Origin of the sequence: Caballeronia arationis (genome assembly GCF_001544975.2) — a bacterium.
GTDB classification, from domain to species: Bacteria; Pseudomonadota; Gammaproteobacteria; order Burkholderiales; family Burkholderiaceae; genus Caballeronia; species Caballeronia arationis.
The window spans coordinates 1-19,028 of sequence record NZ_FCOG02000112.1 but is presented as its reverse complement, the minus strand read 5'-3'; the positions used below and the strand labels follow the sequence as shown (position 1 = coordinate 19,028).

At 58.8% G+C, this 19,028-nt stretch carries 17 protein-coding genes and 5 pseudogenes; 9 read left to right on the top strand and 13 right to left on the bottom strand.

The annotated features are described in order from the left end of the window. Window positions 1-155 precede the first annotated feature (155 nt). Both AWB81_RS45990 and AWB81_RS45055 read right to left on the bottom strand, forming a co-directional pair. A complete protein-coding gene (locus AWB81_RS45990) occupies window positions 156-500 on the bottom strand; it encodes a hypothetical protein (RefSeq protein WP_159938978.1) in 345 nt (114 codons plus the stop codon). Window positions 501-537: 37 nt separating this feature from the next. After that, window positions 538-948, bottom strand: coding sequence for a hypothetical protein (locus AWB81_RS45055; RefSeq protein ID WP_143753577.1), 411 nt, complete (start codon window positions 946-948; stop codon window positions 538-540). 361 nt (window positions 949-1,309) lie between these two features. On the opposite strand from AWB81_RS45055, the gene AWB81_RS33285 reads away from it, so the two are divergent. The 3 genes and pseudogenes from AWB81_RS33285 (at window position 1,310) to AWB81_RS33275 (ending at window position 3,153) form a co-directional block, all read left to right on the top strand. Beyond that, window positions 1,310-1,888 (top strand): DsbC family protein, encoded by a 579-nt coding sequence (locus AWB81_RS33285; protein WP_062641556.1) that lies wholly within the window; start codon window positions 1,310-1,312, stop codon window positions 1,886-1,888. Between the two features lie 821 nt (window positions 1,889-2,709). Next, window positions 2,710-2,970, top strand: a complete 261-nt coding sequence (locus tag AWB81_RS48565; protein ID WP_327372926.1) for an ElaB/YgaM/YqjD family protein — start codon at window positions 2,710-2,712, stop codon at window positions 2,968-2,970. Beyond that, window positions 2,900-3,153 (top strand): annotated as a pseudogene (locus tag AWB81_RS33275) (GlsB/YeaQ/YmgE family stress response membrane protein). Before AWB81_RS48565 ends, AWB81_RS33275 begins: the two are co-directional and overlap by 71 nt. A gap of 321 nt (window positions 3,154-3,474) precedes the next feature. Here the strand turns inward: AWB81_RS33275 and AWB81_RS45985 are convergent. Together AWB81_RS45985 and AWB81_RS33265 are read right to left on the bottom strand one after the other, a co-directional pair. Further along, a complete protein-coding gene (locus tag AWB81_RS45985) occupies window positions 3,475-3,648 on the bottom strand; it encodes a hypothetical protein (RefSeq protein ID WP_159938977.1) in 174 nt (57 codons plus the stop codon). 619 nt (window positions 3,649-4,267) lie between these two features. Beyond that, a complete protein-coding gene (locus AWB81_RS33265; RefSeq protein ID WP_087135369.1) occupies window positions 4,268-4,999 on the bottom strand; it encodes a glycosyltransferase family 2 protein in 732 nt (243 codons plus the stop codon). A 266-nt stretch (window positions 5,000-5,265) separates the two neighbouring features. Here AWB81_RS33265 and AWB81_RS33260 point away from each other — a divergent pair. After that, window positions 5,266-6,000: pseudogene (locus tag AWB81_RS33260) on the top strand (manganese catalase family protein); the annotation flags it as partial. 168 nt (window positions 6,001-6,168) lie between these two features. Here the strand turns inward: AWB81_RS33260 and AWB81_RS33255 are convergent. The 3 genes and pseudogenes from AWB81_RS33255 to AWB81_RS33245 all read right to left on the bottom strand — a co-directional run. Beyond that, window positions 6,169-6,487: pseudogene (locus tag AWB81_RS33255) on the bottom strand (glutathione-dependent formaldehyde dehydrogenase); the annotation flags it as partial. 25 nt (window positions 6,488-6,512) lie between these two features. Next, complete coding sequence (locus tag AWB81_RS33250) at window positions 6,513-7,649, bottom strand: extracellular catalytic domain type 1 short-chain-length polyhydroxyalkanoate depolymerase (protein ID WP_062641553.1); 1,137 nt, start codon at window positions 7,647-7,649, stop codon at window positions 6,513-6,515. A 94-nt stretch (window positions 7,650-7,743) separates the two neighbouring features. Then, window positions 7,744-8,148 carry an integrase core domain-containing protein gene (locus tag AWB81_RS33245; RefSeq protein ID WP_062641552.1) on the bottom strand — a complete coding sequence of 135 codons (405 nt, stop codon included), beginning with the start codon at window positions 8,146-8,148 and terminating at the stop codon, window positions 7,744-7,746. Here AWB81_RS33245 and AWB81_RS33240 point away from each other — a divergent pair. Beyond that, window positions 8,094-8,673: pseudogene (locus AWB81_RS33240) on the top strand (transposase); the annotation flags it as partial. The gene AWB81_RS33245 and the pseudogene AWB81_RS33240 sit on opposite strands and share 55 nt — an antisense overlap. Before the next feature lie 242 nt (window positions 8,674-8,915). On the opposite strand, the gene AWB81_RS33235 reads toward AWB81_RS33240, so the two are convergent. From AWB81_RS33235 to AWB81_RS33220, 4 genes are all read right to left on the bottom strand, one after another. Beyond that, a complete protein-coding gene (locus AWB81_RS33235) occupies window positions 8,916-9,407 on the bottom strand; it encodes a hypothetical protein (protein ID WP_087135368.1) in 492 nt (163 codons plus the stop codon). A gap of 156 nt (window positions 9,408-9,563) precedes the next feature. Further along, complete coding sequence (locus AWB81_RS33230; protein ID WP_062641550.1) at window positions 9,564-10,919, bottom strand: dicarboxylate/amino acid:cation symporter; 1,356 nt, start codon at window positions 10,917-10,919, stop codon at window positions 9,564-9,566. An 896-nt stretch (window positions 10,920-11,815) separates the two neighbouring features. Next, window positions 11,816-13,447, bottom strand: a complete 1,632-nt coding sequence (locus tag AWB81_RS33225; RefSeq protein WP_062641549.1) for an NAD-dependent malic enzyme — start codon at window positions 13,445-13,447, stop codon at window positions 11,816-11,818. 670 nt (window positions 13,448-14,117) lie between these two features. Then, a complete protein-coding gene (locus tag AWB81_RS33220) occupies window positions 14,118-14,369 on the bottom strand; it encodes a hypothetical protein (protein ID WP_062641547.1) in 252 nt (83 codons plus the stop codon). Window positions 14,370-14,919: 550 nt separating this feature from the next. Here AWB81_RS33220 and AWB81_RS47320 point away from each other — a divergent pair. The 4 genes and pseudogenes from AWB81_RS47320 to AWB81_RS33200 form a co-directional block, all read left to right on the top strand. Then, on the top strand, window positions 14,920-15,219 hold the full coding sequence (locus AWB81_RS47320) for a nitroreductase family protein (RefSeq protein ID WP_235026033.1): 300 nt from the start codon (window positions 14,920-14,922) through the stop codon (window positions 15,217-15,219). Between the two features lie 744 nt (window positions 15,220-15,963). Then, entirely contained in the window at window positions 15,964-16,278 is a 315-nt protein-coding gene (locus tag AWB81_RS33210; RefSeq protein ID WP_062641543.1) for a type II toxin-antitoxin system prevent-host-death family antitoxin, read from the top strand. Continuing rightward, window positions 16,275-16,646, top strand: a complete 372-nt coding sequence (locus AWB81_RS33205; protein WP_062641541.1) for a hypothetical protein — start codon at window positions 16,275-16,277, stop codon at window positions 16,644-16,646. The genes AWB81_RS33210 and AWB81_RS33205 overlap by 4 nt, the downstream gene beginning before the upstream one ends. 563 nt (window positions 16,647-17,209) lie before the next feature. Then, window positions 17,210-17,464: pseudogene (locus AWB81_RS33200) on the top strand (RidA family protein); the annotation flags it as partial. Between the two features lie 240 nt (window positions 17,465-17,704). On the opposite strand, the gene AWB81_RS33195 reads toward AWB81_RS33200, so the two are convergent. Both AWB81_RS33195 and AWB81_RS33190 read right to left on the bottom strand, forming a co-directional pair. Continuing rightward, on the bottom strand, window positions 17,705-18,823 hold the full coding sequence (locus AWB81_RS33195; RefSeq protein ID WP_062641539.1) for an asparaginase: 1,119 nt from the start codon (window positions 18,821-18,823) through the stop codon (window positions 17,705-17,707). 76 nt (window positions 18,824-18,899) lie between these two features. Beyond that, window positions 18,900-19,028 (bottom strand): hypothetical protein (locus AWB81_RS33190; protein WP_144444238.1); only part of this gene is annotated, 129 nt, incomplete at its 5' end.

The window sequence follows — 19,028 nt, the reverse complement described above, 5'->3', positions numbered from 1 at the left end:
CCCGGCGTCGGATCGGAAGCGCCCAGCATGGCACCCGTAGCAAAACACGACATTTCTATCTTGCTAGAACACGACATTAGGATATTGCCCCCACATATGAAAAGTCGCTAAATTGCCTTATGTCAAATAGAATCTCGAACGCTATGGACGACTGCTCAAGTTATCGTGGCTGGAGGAAGCTCAAGGGTGGCCTTGACGACCTGACAAGGTGCTTCCGCGCGAATAAATGAGTGGCAGGCGACCTGCGGTCGTTTGCCAAAAGGACACAAGATGGAACCGATGAAACCCATGAAGCCCATGGAGCCGATGAAACCCATGCCTTCGATGGAAAAGTGGTGGCCTGACGATTTGGGCCACGCATCTTCGAGCGGTTCACAAATGACGTGCGCTACGCTTTCTTTGCCGAAAAGCATCGGCTGCTGATCGAAGAGCACGGCAGCGTTCGGACCTACGACAGCGGCGGTCACCAGATCAGCGGCGTATCGCAGCAGCAAAGCCACGGACACTCACTTGCGTTCACGAGTCAAACCGGCGTCGTCAACCTCGATGAATTGAAGCAGGTAAGCTAAACCGTCTTGTTCTCATTGAGCCATCGCTGGTCAGCGTGGTCCGAGGCAAGCTGGCAATGATTGCGGATGCGGACGGCACATCGTCCCGGCGCGCCGCATCATCATCGCGGCCAGAGGCCGCATCGACTACGGCGAGCGTCGCATCGCGGAGCTTGCTCGCCCGCTTGGTGGCTTTTGCTGTCCTCCTAGGCCAGTTTTCCATCGGCACTTCGAAGCTGATTTGCAGGTCGTCGCGCAACGCGCGCATAATGCCTATCATGCTAAGATCGCCCTGCCCGGCATGAGCCGCCCGGCGCGCCTGGTAGAGCAGCGTTCCGAGGTCAGTCGGAACGTCGAGCGGAGAACTCGCGCGGTCGAAATGAAGCGAACCGACGATCAATCCCGAGTTCGCCCCCTGCCGCCGTCACGATACGCCCCGCCGGCACGACGTCTTTTGCGTATTTTCGATACGAATTCGTGCAAGATTTGCCACCGTCCGCATCGTCGAGCTCGGGAACCCGCGCGTGGCACGCAGGCGCGTACGTCCCCGAACGCTTCCGGCGTGCAGCATTATGCGTGGAAGACTATCGAGCCGCCGACTAAAGCTCGAATGCCTATTCCGTCTGGCAATGCTCGAATGCCTCACCATTTGACGCAAGCGTGCGTCACGACACCTGCCCGAGTGCCTCTACAAGTCGTCTCGCGAACGCGAGGCGGCTCGACTGCGTCTCCTTCGCCGTCACAATCCCGTTGCGGCGAACATGCTCTACCAGCGCGGCAGGTCGATGAAACCTAGGTCCATGCTTGGCGTCTGCGCTGTAGCCGCCGCCTTAGTCTCGATTTCGGCGCTGCTGTTACCGGGTCCGGCGGCGAGGGCGGACGATGAAGCGAGCGCGACGCAAATGCAAGACCGGCACGTCGACTTCGACAGTTTGCCGTTCAGTCACGCGATCAAGACCGTCCACGGTAACGGGAGCCGGAAGCTGGCAGTATTCGCCGATCCCTATTGTCCCTACTGCAGGACGCTCGAGCGCAGATTAAGCGAGCTGTCCAATGTCACTATTTATACGTTCCTGTTTCCGATCCTCACAGCCGATTCGAAGCCGATGGCAACTGCAATCTGGTGTGCATCCGACCGCGAGGCGACTTGGCGTCGCTGGATGCTCGACGGGCGGCCTCCGGCACGATGCCACGCGTGCGCTGGCGCACCGATCGACAGCAACCTCGAGTTGGCGCGAGGCCTAGGTATAAGGATCACACCCACGATTATTTTTGCGAGCGGCGAGATGGTCACGGGTGCACTTCCGCTTTATGACCTGAAAAGCATGCTGAGCCCATAGGAGCGAGTAATGGGGCCGAGCACGTGTCTCATCGGCAGCGTCATCCGCCCGTTTCGGAACGGCTCGCGCGACTGCCGTCTCATCACGAACACAAGCACGAGCCCGTGGCCCAAAGCGATGCGCAGCCAACTCAAGGTGCTCCCGTGTCTCGGAAGAAGATGCAACAGAGCTCCGCCGGGGGAGAATATGAATGCACCTGTCAAAGTCATTTGCTTTGACGCACCGCCGTTTGGACACCGGGCGGGGGCCTTCGCTGTCCGGTCCGGGCATCGGCCGCTCACCGCCGTGGCCGGTCGTAAAGTGATCTGAATATGCTTTGCCGACGTGGGCTGTCGTAATCAGAAGGGTCGGCGGCGACGATTGCCTGAAGCATCTTGATGAATGCGTTGCCGTCTTCCAGATCCTCAACGATGACACGTGCCGTGCGCAGTCTGTCCGACGATGATGAGCTCGCGAAGACGATGACCCCTGCGTTCGGGCTCGGCGCGCTCTGCCGATCCGGTGTGTCAAACCATCCGAGTTAGCGGCGAGCACTAGATACTAGTGACGCGATGCGGGGGTATGAGGTTTGCGTATCCTGTCGCGCTTCTATCGATCCACTCTCTGGAGACTCACATGGCCGAATCAAGTCAAGCCTCGTCCCCCGGCGTGCCCGGTTCCGCGACCCTTTCCGGCGCGCGCGGCGTGGCCGCCGCGGATGTGTCCACTTCGTCACGGTCATCAGGAAACGACAAGTTGCAATCAGGAGAGTCGATCCCCGCCACCTCTTCGCCGCCGTCGAACTCGGCAGATAGTTCTAATTTCCGCGACGTGTCAAAAACGTGGGACTCAGCCGCCGGGTCGGATTCCGGTGGCTACCCCGGAATCCGGAGACGAGGGATCGGCTTGCGACAGTGAAGGACAAGTTGTCAGGCGCGCAGGGCGCCGTGAAGGAAAAATATCGCGTTGTGACAGATTCAACAGATGATTTCGTCCACGAGAACCCGTGGAAATCCATAGCATTGGCCGCAGTTGGGGCATGGTCATCGGTATGCTCATCGCTCGTTAAAGGTCGCTGGCGCGTTGGCGGGGCGAATTGTTGATGGAGGCGGGTTCGCAATCATCGTTGGGTTGTCGGCGCGTTCATTGGCGGGTGGCTTAGAGGCGCACTCGGTGTTCACTTGGGTAACGGAATCGGTTCTCTTCTCACCGCGCTAATCGGTGCCGTTATCTTGCTGGCCCTCGTGCGGCTCTTTAGCAGAGGACGCGCGGGTCCAACCGTTTGACGGGTCGTAGGGCGGTTCCCGTGGGAACCGCCTAGCCGCCCCCTCAGCGCGTGCCCTTGAACTGCACGCGAAGCTGCTCAACACAACAGTGCGCAAGCTCTGCGCGCGGATTTCGCGGCGGCCTGCCTGTATACAACAATCCTGCGCAGATTACGGAGTGCTGTGCTTGTCGCCCTACCCGCATAGGTAACCCACGTCTCTTAATCTGTACATCCACAAGAACGCAGGCAAAAGAAAGCCCGCTGGGGCTCATGTCGAAGCTCTTCCTCCACGCGTTCCCGAGCTAGTCGCCAAGGCTCCGCTGTAAGGACACCCCGAATCTCACGGTCGAGGGCCTTCGCTGTCCGGTCCGGGCATCGGGCGATCGCCGGCATTGCCGACAGTAAAGTGGTCCGGATATGCTTTGCCGACCAGGCCGTAGTAATCATCGGGGTCGGCAGCGACAATCGCCTGCAACATCTTAATGAACGCATTGCCGTCCTCGACGGTTCTCAACGATGACACGTGCAGTGCGCAACGAAATTGATTCAGAATAGAGCGACGCCTTTCCATCGTCGAGTTGGAAGGTGAATTGATGAATCTCGGTCGGTGACGAGTCGGGTGCCTCTTGGTGGGAGAGGATCGTGGCTTTCATGTGGCGTGCTTTGAGGTCGAGAAACACCAAGACGCACGCATCGTGCCACCTGAATTCGCGGCTCCATTCCACTATGCGCATGCCGCGCTAGGAGGATCGCTCTGGTCAAAAAGGAAGTCACAGTCCCAAGGCCCCCGGTGATTCACGTGGATTGCAATATCGTCCCTTACGCGTTTCTCAACCTCCCAGGTATCGGCAATCGAACAGAGCGCCGCGCCCTTCGGCACCGAGCGTGCTCGGTGTCTCCACATCACAGCCTTTCGGCTTCCCAGCCGAGGCGGAATAAAACGCGGATGCCAAACTCATAGATGGCGCGTCGACGCACGCTCTCGCGCGAGGCAACACCGCCGGGTTTGTATGAATGACTTGTACTGACGCCATCGATGGGCGCGCGTTGCCGGACCTCGGCCATCTGGGTCTGCGTGAATGTCGAGTTGTCAGGGTTGAAGAGTCACGAGAACCCGCTCGCCTCGTGCAAGTCTACGTTTGACCTGATTCGCCGCTCGCTGGGCCGGCAAGGACGCTTTGCGCCCACGTCGAACTGGCGTACTGTCGGCCTACTTTTTCACTTACCGCGCGTAGGGTCGCACCGAATCCTTTGTCTGCCCGAGAGTCGACACGTGCGCTCGTCACCACCCGGGCGGCCGCGCTCCATGTAATCTCCGCGCCGCTATCGATTAAGGCACGAACGAGCGCAACGTCCTCGTTCCATTCAAGCGGGGGAAAGCCGCCGACGCGCACATAGGCCGCGGCAGTCAAGCCCAGATTCGCGCCGTGGATGTGGCGATGGCCGTCCGCGTCGGTATAAGTGGAGACAAAGTCCTCGCGGACCGCCTCGTGATGACCTGTCCAGTCGTCGATTTGAATCACCCCGCATACCACCTCGGTATTGCATCTGAGCTGGCAAGCAAGCCAGTCATCGGCGACTGCGCAATCGGCATCAGTAAATGCGAGCCAGCGCGCCTCGCCAGCCAATGCGACGCGCGCACCTTCCGCACGGGCGACGCCGACGTTGCGCGCTGTTACGCATATCGTTTCGGCTCCGCAGGCATGGGCCAGCGCTGCAGTAGAGTCGGTGCAACTGTCGACAACGACAAACGTCCTTACAATGTCGCCAGCCAACTCCGGGTGCGCGGCAGCCCGCAATACGGATTGAAGGCAGGTCACGATGTGCGCAGCCTCGTTATGGGCAGGAATAACGACACCGATCATCTTTTTCTCCGTTCGCATCGCATTGGGCGTCGGCGCTCGAAGCACCTGTCCTTTGCAAGCCCAAGGGCAAGTGGCGTGCCCAGATTCCGTTTTTTCGTGCGCAGGAACGAGTCGTGCACCATCTTCCCTGCAGTCATCTACCGCAGTCATCTTTCGGGCGGCCCCGCCGCCATTTGCCAGAGTCGGTGACTCTGAGAACCGGGTGCCCGCCAAAGCGGGTGCCTCGCGACCACACGGTCGCGCCTGCTACCCGGTGCAACATCGGTGAACATCCGGGCCGCAAGGACCTCCTTTTCGATATCGCGACCGAAGAATTGAGCCATCTGGAGATCATCGGGTCGATCGTGGCGATGCTCAACAAGGGCGCGAAGGGACAATTGGCGGAGGCGGTGGAATCGGAAGCCGAGTTGTATCGGTCAATCACGTCAGGCGGGAACGACTCGCACACCACCGCCTTGTTATACGGCGGCGGCCCGGCGCTCACTAACTCGGCCGGTGTTCCGTGGACTTCGGCCTACATCGACACAATCGGCGAGCCGACCGCCGACCTGCGCTCGAACATCGCGGCCGAAGCCCGGGCAAAGATTGTCTATGAGCGCCTCATCAATGTCACGGACGACGCCGGCATCAAGGAAACGCTCGGCTTCTTAATGACCCGCGAGATTGCTCACCAGAAGTCATTTGAAAAAGCGCTGCACTCGATTCAGCCCAATTTTCCGCAAGGCAAGCTCCCCGGCGTGCCCGAATTTACGAGCGTGTATTACAACATGTCGAAAGGCGAAAACGGGGCGGATGCGACTCGCGGACCTTGGGACGAAGGGCCGGACTGGACCTTCGTTGAAGATCCCCAACCGGCTGTTGACGGCGGCGATGGCCTGGCAACCGTTGGAGTTTCCGCCGCGGATGTGAAGGTCCTTCAGGCAATGGCCTCGCGAACCGCGTCGGACACGAGCCTTGATCCGACGACCGGGGCAGATCTCGGCGCCGGTGTGGCGGTATAGCAAGCGAGAACCACTAGGGCGCCCGACGAAGGTGCCCTCGTCTCCCCTTCGCCCCTCCACCTTCGAATTGAGGCACGTCAGTCAGATGCAGAGACCGTTAAAGCCGGTGCGGAACCGGTGGGCACTCTCGACGCTCGGGGCGGCCTTTCTTCACCGAACGCAATACCGTCAAAGCTTCAGCACGACCTTGATGCAACCATCCTCTTTGTCGCGAAATGTCTTATACATCCCCGGTCCCTCTTCGAGCAGGATCGTGTGCGAAATAACAAAAGACGGATCGATCTGCCCTTCCTGGATGCGCTTAAGCAGGTCATCGGTCCATCGGTTTACTTTGGTTTGACCCATCTTCCAGGTGAGTCCCTTATTCATTGATGCGCCGAAGGGAATCTTGTCGATCAGGTCGCCACAAACGTCCCGGGACGGACAAGCTCCCCGCAGGGCGGCACACGCAGATCATTTCTCGCAACACATGCGAGCGGCCTGTTTCGCACCGTCTGCAGACAGACTGCCAGTCACTCAACCGTTCGCGAGTCGATGGCAAATTGTTCGAAGAATCGGACGATCTCCCGCGTTGCGTTTGGTCCGCGACTGTCGGTATGCGTACCGCCGGGGTGACCTCCGGACCATGCGTGACCGAGCCCGTGCACAAGCCACTGTTCGCCGATTGCGACGCATCTATCATCATGGAAAATATGTCGCGTATAGGCGTGGCCGCTTTCTTCCCTGTCTACCCGCGTCGAAGCCGGCGAAGGGGCCCGGTTCGGGTCGCCGAGCAAGAGCGCTCTCATTGCAACGATCTGATCGCTGTTACGCGGATGCACGGTGTCGTCAGCGTCGCCGTGAAAGACGATCATCGGCACTGCGCGCGGGCAAAGTCCACTATTCGATCGTTCTCGCAACCGGACCTTGCCCATCCCGTCATTCATCGCACAAAGTGCCGACATCGGCTCCGTGGCGACCCCGAAGGCCACGCCTGAATGAATTGCGGCGGCTGCGTAGAGGTCCGAATGCGTCACTGCGAGATTGACGGCCATGGCGCCGCCGGCAGACATCCCCGCAACAAACACTCGACCTTCATCAACCTTACACATCGTCATGACATCCCGCGTGAGTGCTGCAATCATTGCGCATTCGCCCGAGTCGCGCGTCTGGTCTCCGGGTCGAAACCAGTTCCAGCACCTGATCGGATTGGCACTCGCCGATTGCGCGGGATAGACGACGATATAGCCTTCCTCTTCCGCGGTGGCATTCATCCTTGTTCCCGTCGCGAAGTTGTCGGGGTCTTGTTGCGCCCCGTGGAGCATAACGATCAAGGGCAGCGGCTGCCCGTTGTAGCAGCCCGGAACATAGAGCTTAAAGTGTCGTGTTTCACCGGCGTGCTCAAAGCGGCAGCTTAACCATTGCGGACTGCCCGTTTTGAGGATGGCGCTTTTTACGCGCAACGCACCGGTGCGTACCTGCACGCTCGCGCCACCGCTAGGGAGCGGCTCCGGCTCGTGGGTTATCCGGTGGGATCCTGCTTTGGGGTCGCAGCGCCCATCACTTGCCTGCGGGTCTATGAAATACCGTGCGGCCAGCCCGACCGGTCCGCATGCAAAGAGCGACCAGAGCGCGTGATGCGCCGAAGCAAACGGGTCGAAGGGGTTCATCGATTTTCCTGAGTAGTTTGAACGGCCAAAACATTTGCCGCCGGGGTTATTCGTGCACCCAATCGCAAGCGCCGCGCCTGCCCACGTGTAGTGGTCAAGTTATTTCGGACAAGCAGATAGGTTCTGCCACTGTCGGTTTCGCCTCGTTGGCAGCGGGCGACAGATAGCCCAAAATCGAATGCAGTCGTACGGCGTTGTAGAAACCGACGATGTACTGGTTGATGTCGCGTCGAGCTCCATCGTGGTTGGCGTACTGGCGCTGCCACACGCGTTCCATTTTCAGGTTCAGGAAGAATCGCTCCATCACCGAGTTGTCCCAGCAACTTCCCTTGCGGCTCATGCTGCAAACCACATGATGCTGCTTTAGCAAGGCCTGGTATTCATCGCTCGCGTACTGGGCGGATTCAACCGGTCGTTGCAACATCTCCAAAACGGAGGTGTTAGATGGGACGACCACGAGGTTGGGCCTCGGGACAAACGGGGCGGCCGGTAATGCCATCGCCTGGCAGGCCAGGTGTCAATCAGTTGGAGACGAAGCAAGCGTTCTGGAAATGCATTGCAGGGGGAATGGAGAGTGACGCCGCGGCGTTGGAATGCGGCGTGTCCTAACCGTTGGGTCCGCGTTGGTTTCGCGAAGCCGGTGGTATGCAGCCGATTGACCTGGTGCCTCGCTCGGATCGCTATCTATCATTCTCGGAACGTGAGGAGATCGCGCTGCTGTGGGCGCAGGATCACGGGGTTCGAGAGATCGCACGGAGCCTAGATCGGTCGCCGTCAACCATCTCTAGCGAATTGCGCCGGAACGCGGCTACACGTAGTGGTACGCTGACCTATCGGGCAACAGTTGCGCAGTGGAAAGCAGAGCGAGCGGCCGAAGGCCGCCAAACTCGCGGGAAACGAACGGCTACGAACATACGTGCAGACGATTGGCCGGTGCGGTCGCTGATTCGCGAGGTAGGCCGATTCCAGGTCTCCCAACGTACCATGGAAGGGGCGACGGCATGGCCGTCGGGCGGATCGGCGCTAGGGCACTTGCTGCATCATCAGGAAAATCGACCCGCAATCGGCGACTGATTTGGTCTGGACTCCGATTCAATCTAATTTCTGCGCGACTTCCCATCGCCCGGGCACAGTGAGAGTGGCCAACTCGGCATCTTGCTCGATTCCCCGTGCATGGCCTGTTGGACGCGCACCGTTCCACGTCCAGCGGTCGCGAGGTCGCGTCTTCGAACTTCGTGTCAGAGTGCGCGATCGGTCAGCGAGCATTTACTTCGAAAGCGCCGGTGGACGCAGACAAACGCCAGAACCTTTCGGGTCGACTTCCGTTGCGCTAAAAATCCGTTTGAGACTTTCATTTGCCACCTTGAATTCCTCGAGGGCCACTGTGGCAAGTTGCTGATCGAACACTGTGAGAATTTCGCCGAGAAGCGCGTAAGCTCGTTCGTCCGCTATCCAAACACCAGTTTCAAGGCCTGCCCGGCGGCAGCGCAGGATAGTTTCCTTCGCCTCACGAAACAGTCCTGCACGCCCGCTTGCATCGCTTGTCTGACTGACAAGCATCGCCGTGTAAGTGACTTGTGCCATGCTTCCGAGATGGTATTCATCGCCAAGGCCGGTGCGTAGGATTTCCAGTGTCAGGTGATAGTTGAGCGCAATCTCGCTCGCTATCTTTGGTGCGATGGGCTGCATCATCGACTTTAAACGCGGTATGGGCAACATCGCCGCAGCCTGACGACGCGTGACTCTTTTTCTATCCATGTGCATTCGATCCAAAAGCCGACGCGAGAATGTCCTTGCCTCGCTGGCGTCGAGTTACGGCGCTGACGACCGCCCTTGGCTACTGAGTGTGTTAGTTGCGGCTCAGGCGGCCGCATCCGGTTTCGGCCTGCGTCACGTCTGGCGGTTCACGGCCCCTCACTCACTACCCGACGGGGCGCCCGGCACCGCGGCGACAGGCATCCTTTCGTCTTTCTGGTCCCACACCTTTTCCGGCTCGTCCGCCTCCTCCGGAGTCTCGTGATCCAGGACGCTACGCATTTTGGTTTCATCGAGTTCATTGGTCCATTTGGCAACCACCAATGTAGCCACGGCGTTACCGATGAAATTAGTTAGCGCGCGCGCTTCGGACATGAACCGGTCGATGCCTAGAATGAGCGCCAGCCCCGCAACAGGTACATGTCCGACGGCGGACAGTGTTGCCGCTAGCACAATGAACCCACTGCCCGTGACGCCGGCGGCACCTTTGGAGGTCAACAGCAATACCGCCAGCAACGTAAGCTGGTGGGTCAGATCAAGGGGGGTGTTCGTTGCCTGCGCGATGAAAATGGCAGCCAGGGTGAGGTAGATCGATGTGCCATCGAGGTTGAAGGAATAGCCGGTAGGAATGACCAGCCCAACCACCGACTTTTTCGCGCCGAGATTCTCCAGCTTAACCATCACCCGCGGCAGCGCCGCTTCGGATGACGAAGTGCCAAGCACGATAAACAACTCTTCCTTCAGATACTTGATCAGCTTCCACACACTGAAACCATGGAAGCGGGCAATGAGCCCGAGCACGACAAAGATGAAGAGCAGGCAGGTAACATAGAAGGTCGCCATCAGTTTGCCAAGCGAGAGCATGCTGCCGATGCCGTATTTACCAATGGTGAAAGCCATTGCGCCAAACGCCCCGATCGGCGCTACCTTCATGATGATACCGACAATGCCGAAAAACACATGGGAGATCTTCTCTACAAAATCGAATACCAACGTGCCCCTACCGCCGAATGCGTGCAAGGCGAATCCGAACATGAGCGCGAACAGCAGAACCTGCAATATCTCCCCCTTGGCGAACGCGTCGACCACGGTCGATGGAATGATGTTCATCAGAAACTCGGTAGTGCTCTCCATCTTGCGCGCGCCGGTCACCATTGACACTGCTTTCGCGTCCAACGTCGCGGGATCCACGTTCATTCCGGCGCCGGGTTGCACCAGGTTGACGATCAATAGCCCGACGAGCAAAGCAATGCCGCTGACGATTTCGAAATAGAGCAAAGCCAGTCCGCCGGTCTTGCCCACCTTCTTCATATCTTCCATGCCCGCAATGCCGATGACGACGGTGCAGAAGATAATGGGCGCGATGATCATCTTGATCAGCTTGATGAAGGCGTCGCCGAGCGGCTTCATCGCCTCGCCCCAGTGCGGCGCGAAAAAGCCGACCAGGACACCGATGACGATGGCGACAATCACCTGAAAATAAAGCGACCTGTACAGCGGTTTGCCTGCGGCCATTTGAGCTCCCACCAGTCGTCTCGATTGTTAATCTAGCCATTCGGTACGGTAGCGCGATCTGGCGGATCGCCAGCGTGTCGAGGCGCCCGCACCCCTCTGCCACCCGCTACAACTCGTTTTCAAGCCTGGAAACGTCGTCTGCGCGACGACACTAACTTGCGACGCCGGACCGCAGTGATGGTTCCTTCGATGGGCTGAACGTCCCGCACGTATTCGTGGTATCTCCCCAGGACGCTTTGCCACGATTTGGCGCAACCGGATCAGAAAACTAACGCCATCGTGTGGAGCACACTACACCCTTGGCGACCACAAGGAGCAACGATACGCCCCGAGCATATGAGGCAGACTGGGGCGAGACTATTCTCAGTTCTGAATGCTGCACAGGCTACGCTTCGCGGCAGTCCGCGACAACAGGACAAACCCGTGCGTGGAATGTATTGGCAGTTTCGATGGACCATAGGCGGCCGCCGCGGCGATGGGAAGGCGAGAACGACTTCTACAGAGACAGCACTGAGCGTGGAGGTGAAACTGCAAGTCGCCGCTGACTACTCGCGGCTTTCGCGGCTAGTCCGCGCCACGGCGGACTGTTTCGCATCAGCTCGCGGCTGGCGGTGGCTGGCAAGCCCCAGTATCCGGGCCATGGCCCGGATACTCAATCCTCCAGCTGTAGGCTTTGCGATGGCCAGGCGTCCTTCAGGCTGGAGTTGCCGAACGAAGTCGTGTCGGGCATCTCGACACCTTATACGAGACAGGGTGTTGCACTTCTTTTACGAGCCGTCGCGTTTTCACTACATCTATACCAAGCTTTAGATTCCGTGTGTCCTGACGGCGCCGCCCGCTCCTTCCAAGCAAGACGGGGCAGATCCGCCGCCTGCGGCTTCCTTCCCCCGAGTCCTTCAAAGTTCATTATAAGAAGGCGAATAAGCCACCGCCTTTATATGCTCAGTGAGATTTTGCGGCTTCTCGATCCGCGCGAGATTATGATCAAAAATATACTCTGCCACCGACACCGCCACATGCATCGACGCTTCGTAGATTTTGCTTTGCGGTGGATAGATCAGGCCTTTCTCGAGGCTTTCGTCACTAACCTGCTCGGCTACGGCCTTCGCTGCAATAATGAACATCTCGTCGGTTACGCGGGTCGCTTCCGTCGCGAAGACCGCCATACCCATCGCGGGGAAAATGTAGACGTTGTTGCCCTGCCCCGGAACGAAGGTCGTCCCCTCTATCTCGACCCGCGCGAACGGACTCCCACTCGCGAAAATGGCCTTGCCCTTCGACCATCGATACGCCTCTTCAGCGGTGCACTCGGAACGCGATGTTGGATTCGAGTACGGGAAGATGATCGGCCGCTCATTAAGCGCGCTCATGGCTTCGATCACCCGTTGGTTGAAAAGTTTGGGCACCGTGCTCACGCCGATAATCCCCGTCGGCTTCAATTCCTCGATTGCGTCCGAGAACGATGAAATCGGTTCGCGGTCGATGGAAAAAACCTTCTGAAAGTCGGCGAGGTCGGTTCGGGAGGAGACCATCAGACCGTTGACATCGAAGAGATTATTTCGCTTGCGTGCCGTGTCGATATTCATGCCCTCAATCGCCATGGCTTGACTGATCAACTCGGCGATACCCGTCGCCGCGGAGCCGCCGCCAAGAAACAGGAATCCCTGGTCCGTGAGCTTCTGCTTCGAGATGCGCAAAGCGGCATAAATCCCCGCGAGCGCGACCGCCGCAGTGCCCTGGATATCATCGTTGTAGGTGCAAGTCGTGTCTTTGAAGCGTGCAAGCAGTGGGACCGCGTTGAAATTCGCGAAGTCTTCCCACTGAATGCAGCATTTCGGATAAGTCGCCTGAACCGCTTCCACGAACTCATTGACAAACGCGTGGTAATCATTCCCGCGAACGCGATCCTGACGAAGGCCGAGATAGAGGGGGTCATCGACAAGGGTAGCGTTGTTCGTGCCCACATCGAGCATTACAGGCAAGCAGTGTTGGGGCGGAACGCCCGCGCAAGCTGTATATAGCGCGAGCTTTCCAATAGGAATGCCCATACCACCTACGCCAAGGTCGCCCAGTCCAAGAATGCGTTCGCCGTCCGTCACTACGATAAACCGAACGTCCTTCTCCGGCCAGTTCGCAAGCAACTCATTTACGCGACCCCGCGCACTGATCGAAATATAAAGGCCTCGTGTCGCCCGGAAAACGTGATTGAATTTCTGACATGCCTCGCCGACTGTTGGAGTGTACACCACCGGCATGAACGTCGCGGGATCGGACATCAACACCGCATAAAAGAGCGTCTCGTTTCGCGCCTGCAGGTCCGATAAGAGCAGATACTTCTGCAAGTCATTGTCGAGATGAGACAGTTCCGCATGCGTCCGCGCGACTTGCAGTTCTAGCGAACTGACGCCCGGCGGAAGCAAGCCCTCCAGATGATGTTTCTCGCGTTCCGCCTGCGTAAACGCGGAGCCATGATTGAGGCGGGGATTGTGGATGAGGTCGTAGCCGGATGGTTTAAGCGGATTTGACACGGTCGCTTCCCTTTTCGGATAAGGTGAAAAACATTGTGGTGACTCGGTCAGCGTAAGACTTGAATGTTTGTATGACATGCATACAGGTGGTTAGCCACGCCGTCATGCGCACGATGTTGCTGACTTGGGATGTCGATCGACCAAGTTAGAACAGATTCGATCAGGACTTCCGTCGCCTATCGCTTCGTAGCATGGTTGCGTTCTCTATTGAAAGCTACCGGATCCACCGCCTGAGGCTCGCTGGATCGTCCAATGTTCACTTTTAAGATAGTTCGCGAGATTCGGGAGCACCTCTTGCGCAGGCACGAGTCGAGCGCGACGTCGCCGTGGATTTCACCGTCGACGTCGAGGTGCGGCGTGCGCCGCTTGGGGTAATCGTACGCTACTCCCAGAGCAAAACGCGCCGGCGGACGTTTACCCGTGCCCAAAGTGTTGGCGATAACAGTGCGCGATACATTTTACTCACTGGTGGCATAAGTAATCCTCACTATACTGCCGTCTGTTCGTCATCTTGCCCTTAATGCGACAAAACCACATTGGCAACGCGCCCGAAGGAGTTGTTCTTCCGGATGCACGTGGGGGCGTGAGTAGGCTTGCTGCTAGGCCGGTAGTCGCACCGGGTGGCCGGTCAACTCTCACCTGCAGCCAGAGATGCGGGATCTCATTCCGCCTAATCGAAGACGCCGGCTTCGAGGTCCTGTCTGAAATGGTGCACCCAACTGGTTTCGAATCCGATGGGGTATTCCCTCGCAATTTGTGTTGATAGTCTGGTTACGGTGACATAGCCCTGCAGGCCGACGTTCTCGTCGCCCTTGGGGTCAGTCGTATCCGTTTCCAGCAGTTCGAATTCACCTTCCGCCAGTCCCTTGCGCTGCAAGGTCGCCAGGAAAACCTGGCGTTCATCCGGTTCGATTAGTTGCATCTTCCGCCCTCCCGTCTGCCCGACACCAATATTCGTGGTCCCCTTCTCGACGTCGTCATATCCCAGAACGTTATGCAGTGCCCGAGTGCGTCGCAGCTACGACTGAGTGTGAAAGCCGAATGCCATGCTCTCATCTGTGTCCGATCCAGTCGCTGTGGAGAATCACCAGCGTACAGCTTTCGTGCACGCGCTCGATGGAAAATTGACTGGACAGTTTTGTCATGGTTCCTGCCATCCTTCATGACCCGTCGCAATTTGCATTGGTGCGCGCATCGACCATGAGTGGTCGAACCTGCCTGCGGGGCCGCAAGAGACGCAAAACCACGCTCGAGGTATGTCCCTTCTGAAGAGCGATAAGCAGGACGTCCGGCGGACAAAACTATGTCGGTGTGGAAATCCTACGGCACCCAGCGGTGGGCACAGCGCTGCACCCCTTCGAGCGAAAATCTGCATCCGACCGAGGGCGATCTTCTGTGTCCGACTCTGCCCGGCTTGCCCGGTGGGATCTACCACTACCTGAGCCGGTACCACCCTTGAATGTCGCGCTGCAGTGGATGACGAACGATGGAGCGAGGCGTTTTCGCAAAGTGGCGTCCTGGTCGGCATAAGCTCGATCCCCTGGCGCGAGGTGTGGAAATACGGCATGCGCGCCTGGCGTTACTGCCAGCACGATTGTGGCCATGTCATCCCCGCGGTGAGTTACGCAGCGACAGCGCTTGGCTGGCAGACGCGGCTGGTGGAGGCGGCTGCGGACGACGCAGTGGCCAACCTGCTTGGATTGAACCGCGGAGAAGATTTCGGGGAGGCAGAAGCAAAGGCACCGGATCTTGCTCTGGATCGGCAACCTTGAATTGCGGCAGATCGCCGCCCAGCGCACAGTGGCGCGGACGCGCGAATCAGCTGAGCCCCGGACATGTGAAATGGCCGGATATCGATTCGATCCATCGCGCCACGCATAAGGCTCGTACTCGCGAACCGACCTTGCCGAATCCGGAAGAGCGCCCGTCGCCTGCGGCGGCCGCCCTTGATCTTAGCTTTGCCTCGGATCGCGCGGTAGCGTCGTAGCGCGATGAATTTCGACGGTACGACGTGCATCGCCACGGCGGCGTTTTTCAGAGACCGGCCCCGATCAGCTGTCGCTCTTTGCCACAGCCATTCTGGACGTAGAGACCGCTTGAGATCCGGCAGCGAGTCCGGATTTCTCAGAACATGTACAGGCCCGGCTCGCAGGTAGCCACGCGGTGCGCCATCAGTGCCGCATGCACGGCTGCACATTCTACGGCGGCGTGCCATGACGTGGCAACAGGCACGCCAGCATCTATCTTCTACTCCCTACGATTTGCGCGCCACGGCAAAGTTGATTTACTGCCACCAGGATATCGATTCCTGCTTTGCGTTGGGTATGATCGCGAGATTCGGAATCGCGTTGAAGCAGCCATGGCCTCGCCGCCATCTGTTCTGGGAATGCAGCATTCTCAACAGGTGAGCACTTTAATTGGGTCGCGATCGATTAGTTTCACGGGAAAAGTAACTTGACCCACGGAAGCGGCGCGCATACATTAACGTTAATGGATTCATTAAAGGATGTATTAAAATGACCATCCGTGCGCAGGACGTTGTACCGATTAGCGAAGCTCGCGCCCGGCTGACGGAGTTAGCCGAGGATGTGGTCGCGGGCGCTGAGAAAGTGCTCACGAAGAACGGCGCGGCTTTCGTCGCGATCGTCGATGCGAAGAAGCTTGACTACTACCACGAGCTTGAGCGCCGCGAACGTGGTCGCGTGCTGATGCTGTCGGATGCGGAACGCGGTATCCAGGACGTGCTGGCTGGTCGTGTCATGTCCGCGGAGAATTTTCGAAAGTCACTGCAGGAGCGTGCTGAGAAACGTCGCCTTAAGAACGAGACATGACCATCGTTGAAGTTGCGGAATTTTTCGGAGAATCTCTCGACGCAATTGAAGAGTTCATGTTGGCTCAAGACGAAGACTCAGCCGCACGAAGATCCGATATGCTGGAAAGGGAAATCGTTCATCTCATCGAGCGCCTCGGGCACTATCCTAAGATCGGCCGCCGCGCAGAATTCTACGCACTTACGTCCGCAGCCTCGCAAGCTTGGCTTGAGCAGGTCAAGCAGCTTGCCGTGCAAGCTGGATTGCCGGAGTTTCGAGAATACGTTCTCTCTTCTTTCCTCATCCTGTACGCATGCTCCACAACACGCGTAATGCTGCTTTCCATCCGGCACGAGCGGGAGGCGAAGTACGGACCAGATGCCGATTGAGGATCGCGCTCACCGGGCAAAGGAAGCGGGAGATGGCAACTTCCGTCATTCGAGCCTCCCGAAATCTGGCCGATCTTGAATGACCGGTCTCAGAAAAATCGAATATGCGTTTGGCAATTCTTCATGGCCATTCGAGGCACGCCACCTGAAACGACCGCTCCCCAAGTAAAACAGATGCACGAGAACTCGGGAGTCGCGATCAAGGAATTGCCGAGACGCCCAAAGAACTCCTCCCGGGCAAGCGCGTTGCGCGTCTCCCCCGCAGCAAGTCGACGATGGAGCGCGTGCGCCCGGTGCGGCCGTTTTGACTCCGATAGCTGCCGCGCTTGCTCAGTTTCAGTGAAGCGGAGACCGTGCCCTGCCGGACCGGTCGCCAGCCAAAGGATCTCCACTCAGTTTTGCCAAATGTGTTTCTCGTTGTACGTGTCGCCGATCATCGGCGCAGGGCCGGACAGTCTGTCACGATGACCGCAACCGTGCACTGGCATCCCCGTCCTGCGCCTTTCGCGTTTTGCATGAGCGTATGCTTACTGTAAGTCGCACTTTCCGGACGACTTTGTGTCACGCCCGATGGCAAAGCGCAGACGCGTCAGGTGCTCGACAAGATCGACGGCTTTCTGGAGAAGGCCGGGTTCGACAAGACGCGGCTCGTCTCGGCCCAGATGTGGCCTCGGACATTGCGCGCGACTTCGCAGGCATGAACGAGCTGTGGGACGCGTGGGTGCCCGACGGCTGCGCGCCGACGCGTGCGACAGTTCAGTCGCAACTGGCGGCGCCGGATTTTGCTGGTCGAAATCACGGTGACGGCGCTCAGTTGATTTTTTACTCGGAGTTGCGTTCGCGGTTCATGCTGCGAAAACGCAGCCTCGTCGATATCAGGAACCTCCTTGAACGCCAGCTTCGCAAAAAGTGGTTATCGACTTGGGAAGCCCTCGTGCCGGCGCTGAATGCCGAAGCTCCCAGGTGCCGGATCGAACGAATCCGGCGACGGACTCAAAGCTCGAAAACTGGGCCCTGTCGTGGATGAGGTAACGACGGCCAGCAAGTCAAAGCGCCGATCACCAAGTGCCGCTAAACGCGTGCTGTAGCTTTCCCAAATCGGTAACACCGTTCGCAATGAGCAATTGCGTGAGTAACCGGGCCTTTTGCGGATTCAAGTCAAGGGAGACGACGAAACCTCTCTTGTCATCGTCGACCTCCACGTTTCTGCTTACGAATCCGGACATCACCCCCGTCGAGCGGACCACGACGATACCCTTTTTGGCCGCCCGGTCGAGCGCAGCGAGCGCTTCCTTCGACGCGTCGCCATCACCCTCGCCCGCCAGCACGATACCCTTCGCTCCATCGCTGATCGCGTGGTCGATCTGCAGCCCATCCATGTTGCTATGCGCATACACGATCTCGACGCGCGGCAATTGGCCACCCGCCGGCAAGCCCAGCACGTTACGCGCTGATTGAGGGGGCGGCGTGACAAACCGCACGCTCGCGGGATCCACATAGCCGATCGCGCCCGCATTCGGCGAGGCGAAAGCCTGCACCGCTGTCGTATTGGTCTTCGTGATCCAGCGCGGCCCGTGAATCTGGTCGTTCATCACGACCAGCACGCCGCGCCCCTGAGATTTCGGGCTCGCCGCCACTTCGACGGCCTCATAAAGATTGCCGGGACCATCGGCGCTCGTCGAGCCTCCGGGACGCATGGAGCCAACCAGCACCACCGGCTTGTCCGAGCGCAGCACGTTTTGAAGGAAGAACGCAGTTTCCTCGACCGTATCGGTGCCGTGCGTAATCACGACGCCGTCCACCTCGTTCCGATCGAATGCCTCCTGAATCCGGTGCGCCAGTTGAAACCAGATCTTGTCGCTCATGTCCTGCGAGCCCACATTCGATATCTGCTCGGCGCTGATATTCGCGAGCTTCTCGATGCCCGGAACGCCCCGCACGAGATCCTGGCCCAGCACGTTGCCCGAGTTGTAGCCAATCGCGGAGCGCGGATCAGCCGTCCCGGAGATCGTCCCGCCCGTTGCCAGCACGAGAATGCGCGGCGTGCCGGCTGCGGGCGTCGTCGACGCTTCTTGTGCCACGTCGGCGGCCCACGCGTTCGTTCCACTAAGGGCGCTCGCGCCCGCCACAAGCCCCGCCACAAGCATTGAACTCTGCACGATGGTCTTGATGCTCATTTCCATTCTCCTCGGTTGATTTGACAGCGCAACGACGGGACGTCGCGGATCAGCGAATCGCCCCGCCTATGTTTCCTTACGCAGCGGACGGGATCTTCCTCGGCTGCGTCAGCATGGCGGGCTGCAGAATCTCGTCGAGTTGCAACTGGCTCAAAAGCCCCTTCTCGACCACGATCTCCGCGACGCTTCGGCCCGACGCGAGCGC

What these genes read in the sequence shown, in the direction of transcription:
- AWB81_RS33285 (WP_062641556.1), top strand. Translation starts at nt 1,310, where the DNA reads ATGCTCTACCAGCGCGGCAGGTCGATGAAACCTAGGTCCATGCTTGGC.
- AWB81_RS33265 (WP_087135369.1), bottom strand. Translation starts at nt 4,999, where the DNA reads ATGATCGGTGTCGTTATTCCTGCCCATAACGAGGCTGCGCACATCGTG.
- AWB81_RS33250 (WP_062641553.1), bottom strand. Translation starts at nt 7,649, where the DNA reads ATGAACCCCTTCGACCCGTTTGCTTCGGCGCATCACGCGCTCTGGTCG.
- AWB81_RS33245 (WP_062641552.1), bottom strand. Translation starts at nt 8,148, where the DNA reads ATGGCATTACCGGCCGCCCCGTTTGTCCCGAGGCCCAACCTCGTGGTC.
- AWB81_RS33235 (WP_087135368.1), bottom strand. Translation starts at nt 9,407, where the DNA reads ATGGATAGAAAAAGAGTCACGCGTCGTCAGGCTGCGGCGATGTTGCCC.
- AWB81_RS33230 (WP_062641550.1), bottom strand. Translation starts at nt 10,919, where the DNA reads ATGGCCGCAGGCAAACCGCTGTACAGGTCGCTTTATTTTCAGGTGATT.
- AWB81_RS33220 (WP_062641547.1), bottom strand. Translation starts at nt 14,369, where the DNA reads ATGCAACTAATCGAACCGGATGAACGCCAGGTTTTCCTGGCGACCTTG.
- AWB81_RS33210 (WP_062641543.1), top strand. Translation starts at nt 15,964, where the DNA reads ATGACCATCCGTGCGCAGGACGTTGTACCGATTAGCGAAGCTCGCGCC.
- AWB81_RS33205 (WP_062641541.1), top strand. Translation starts at nt 16,275, where the DNA reads ATGACCATCGTTGAAGTTGCGGAATTTTTCGGAGAATCTCTCGACGCA.
- AWB81_RS33195 (WP_062641539.1), bottom strand. Translation starts at nt 18,823, where the DNA reads ATGAGCATCAAGACCATCGTGCAGAGTTCAATGCTTGTGGCGGGGCTT.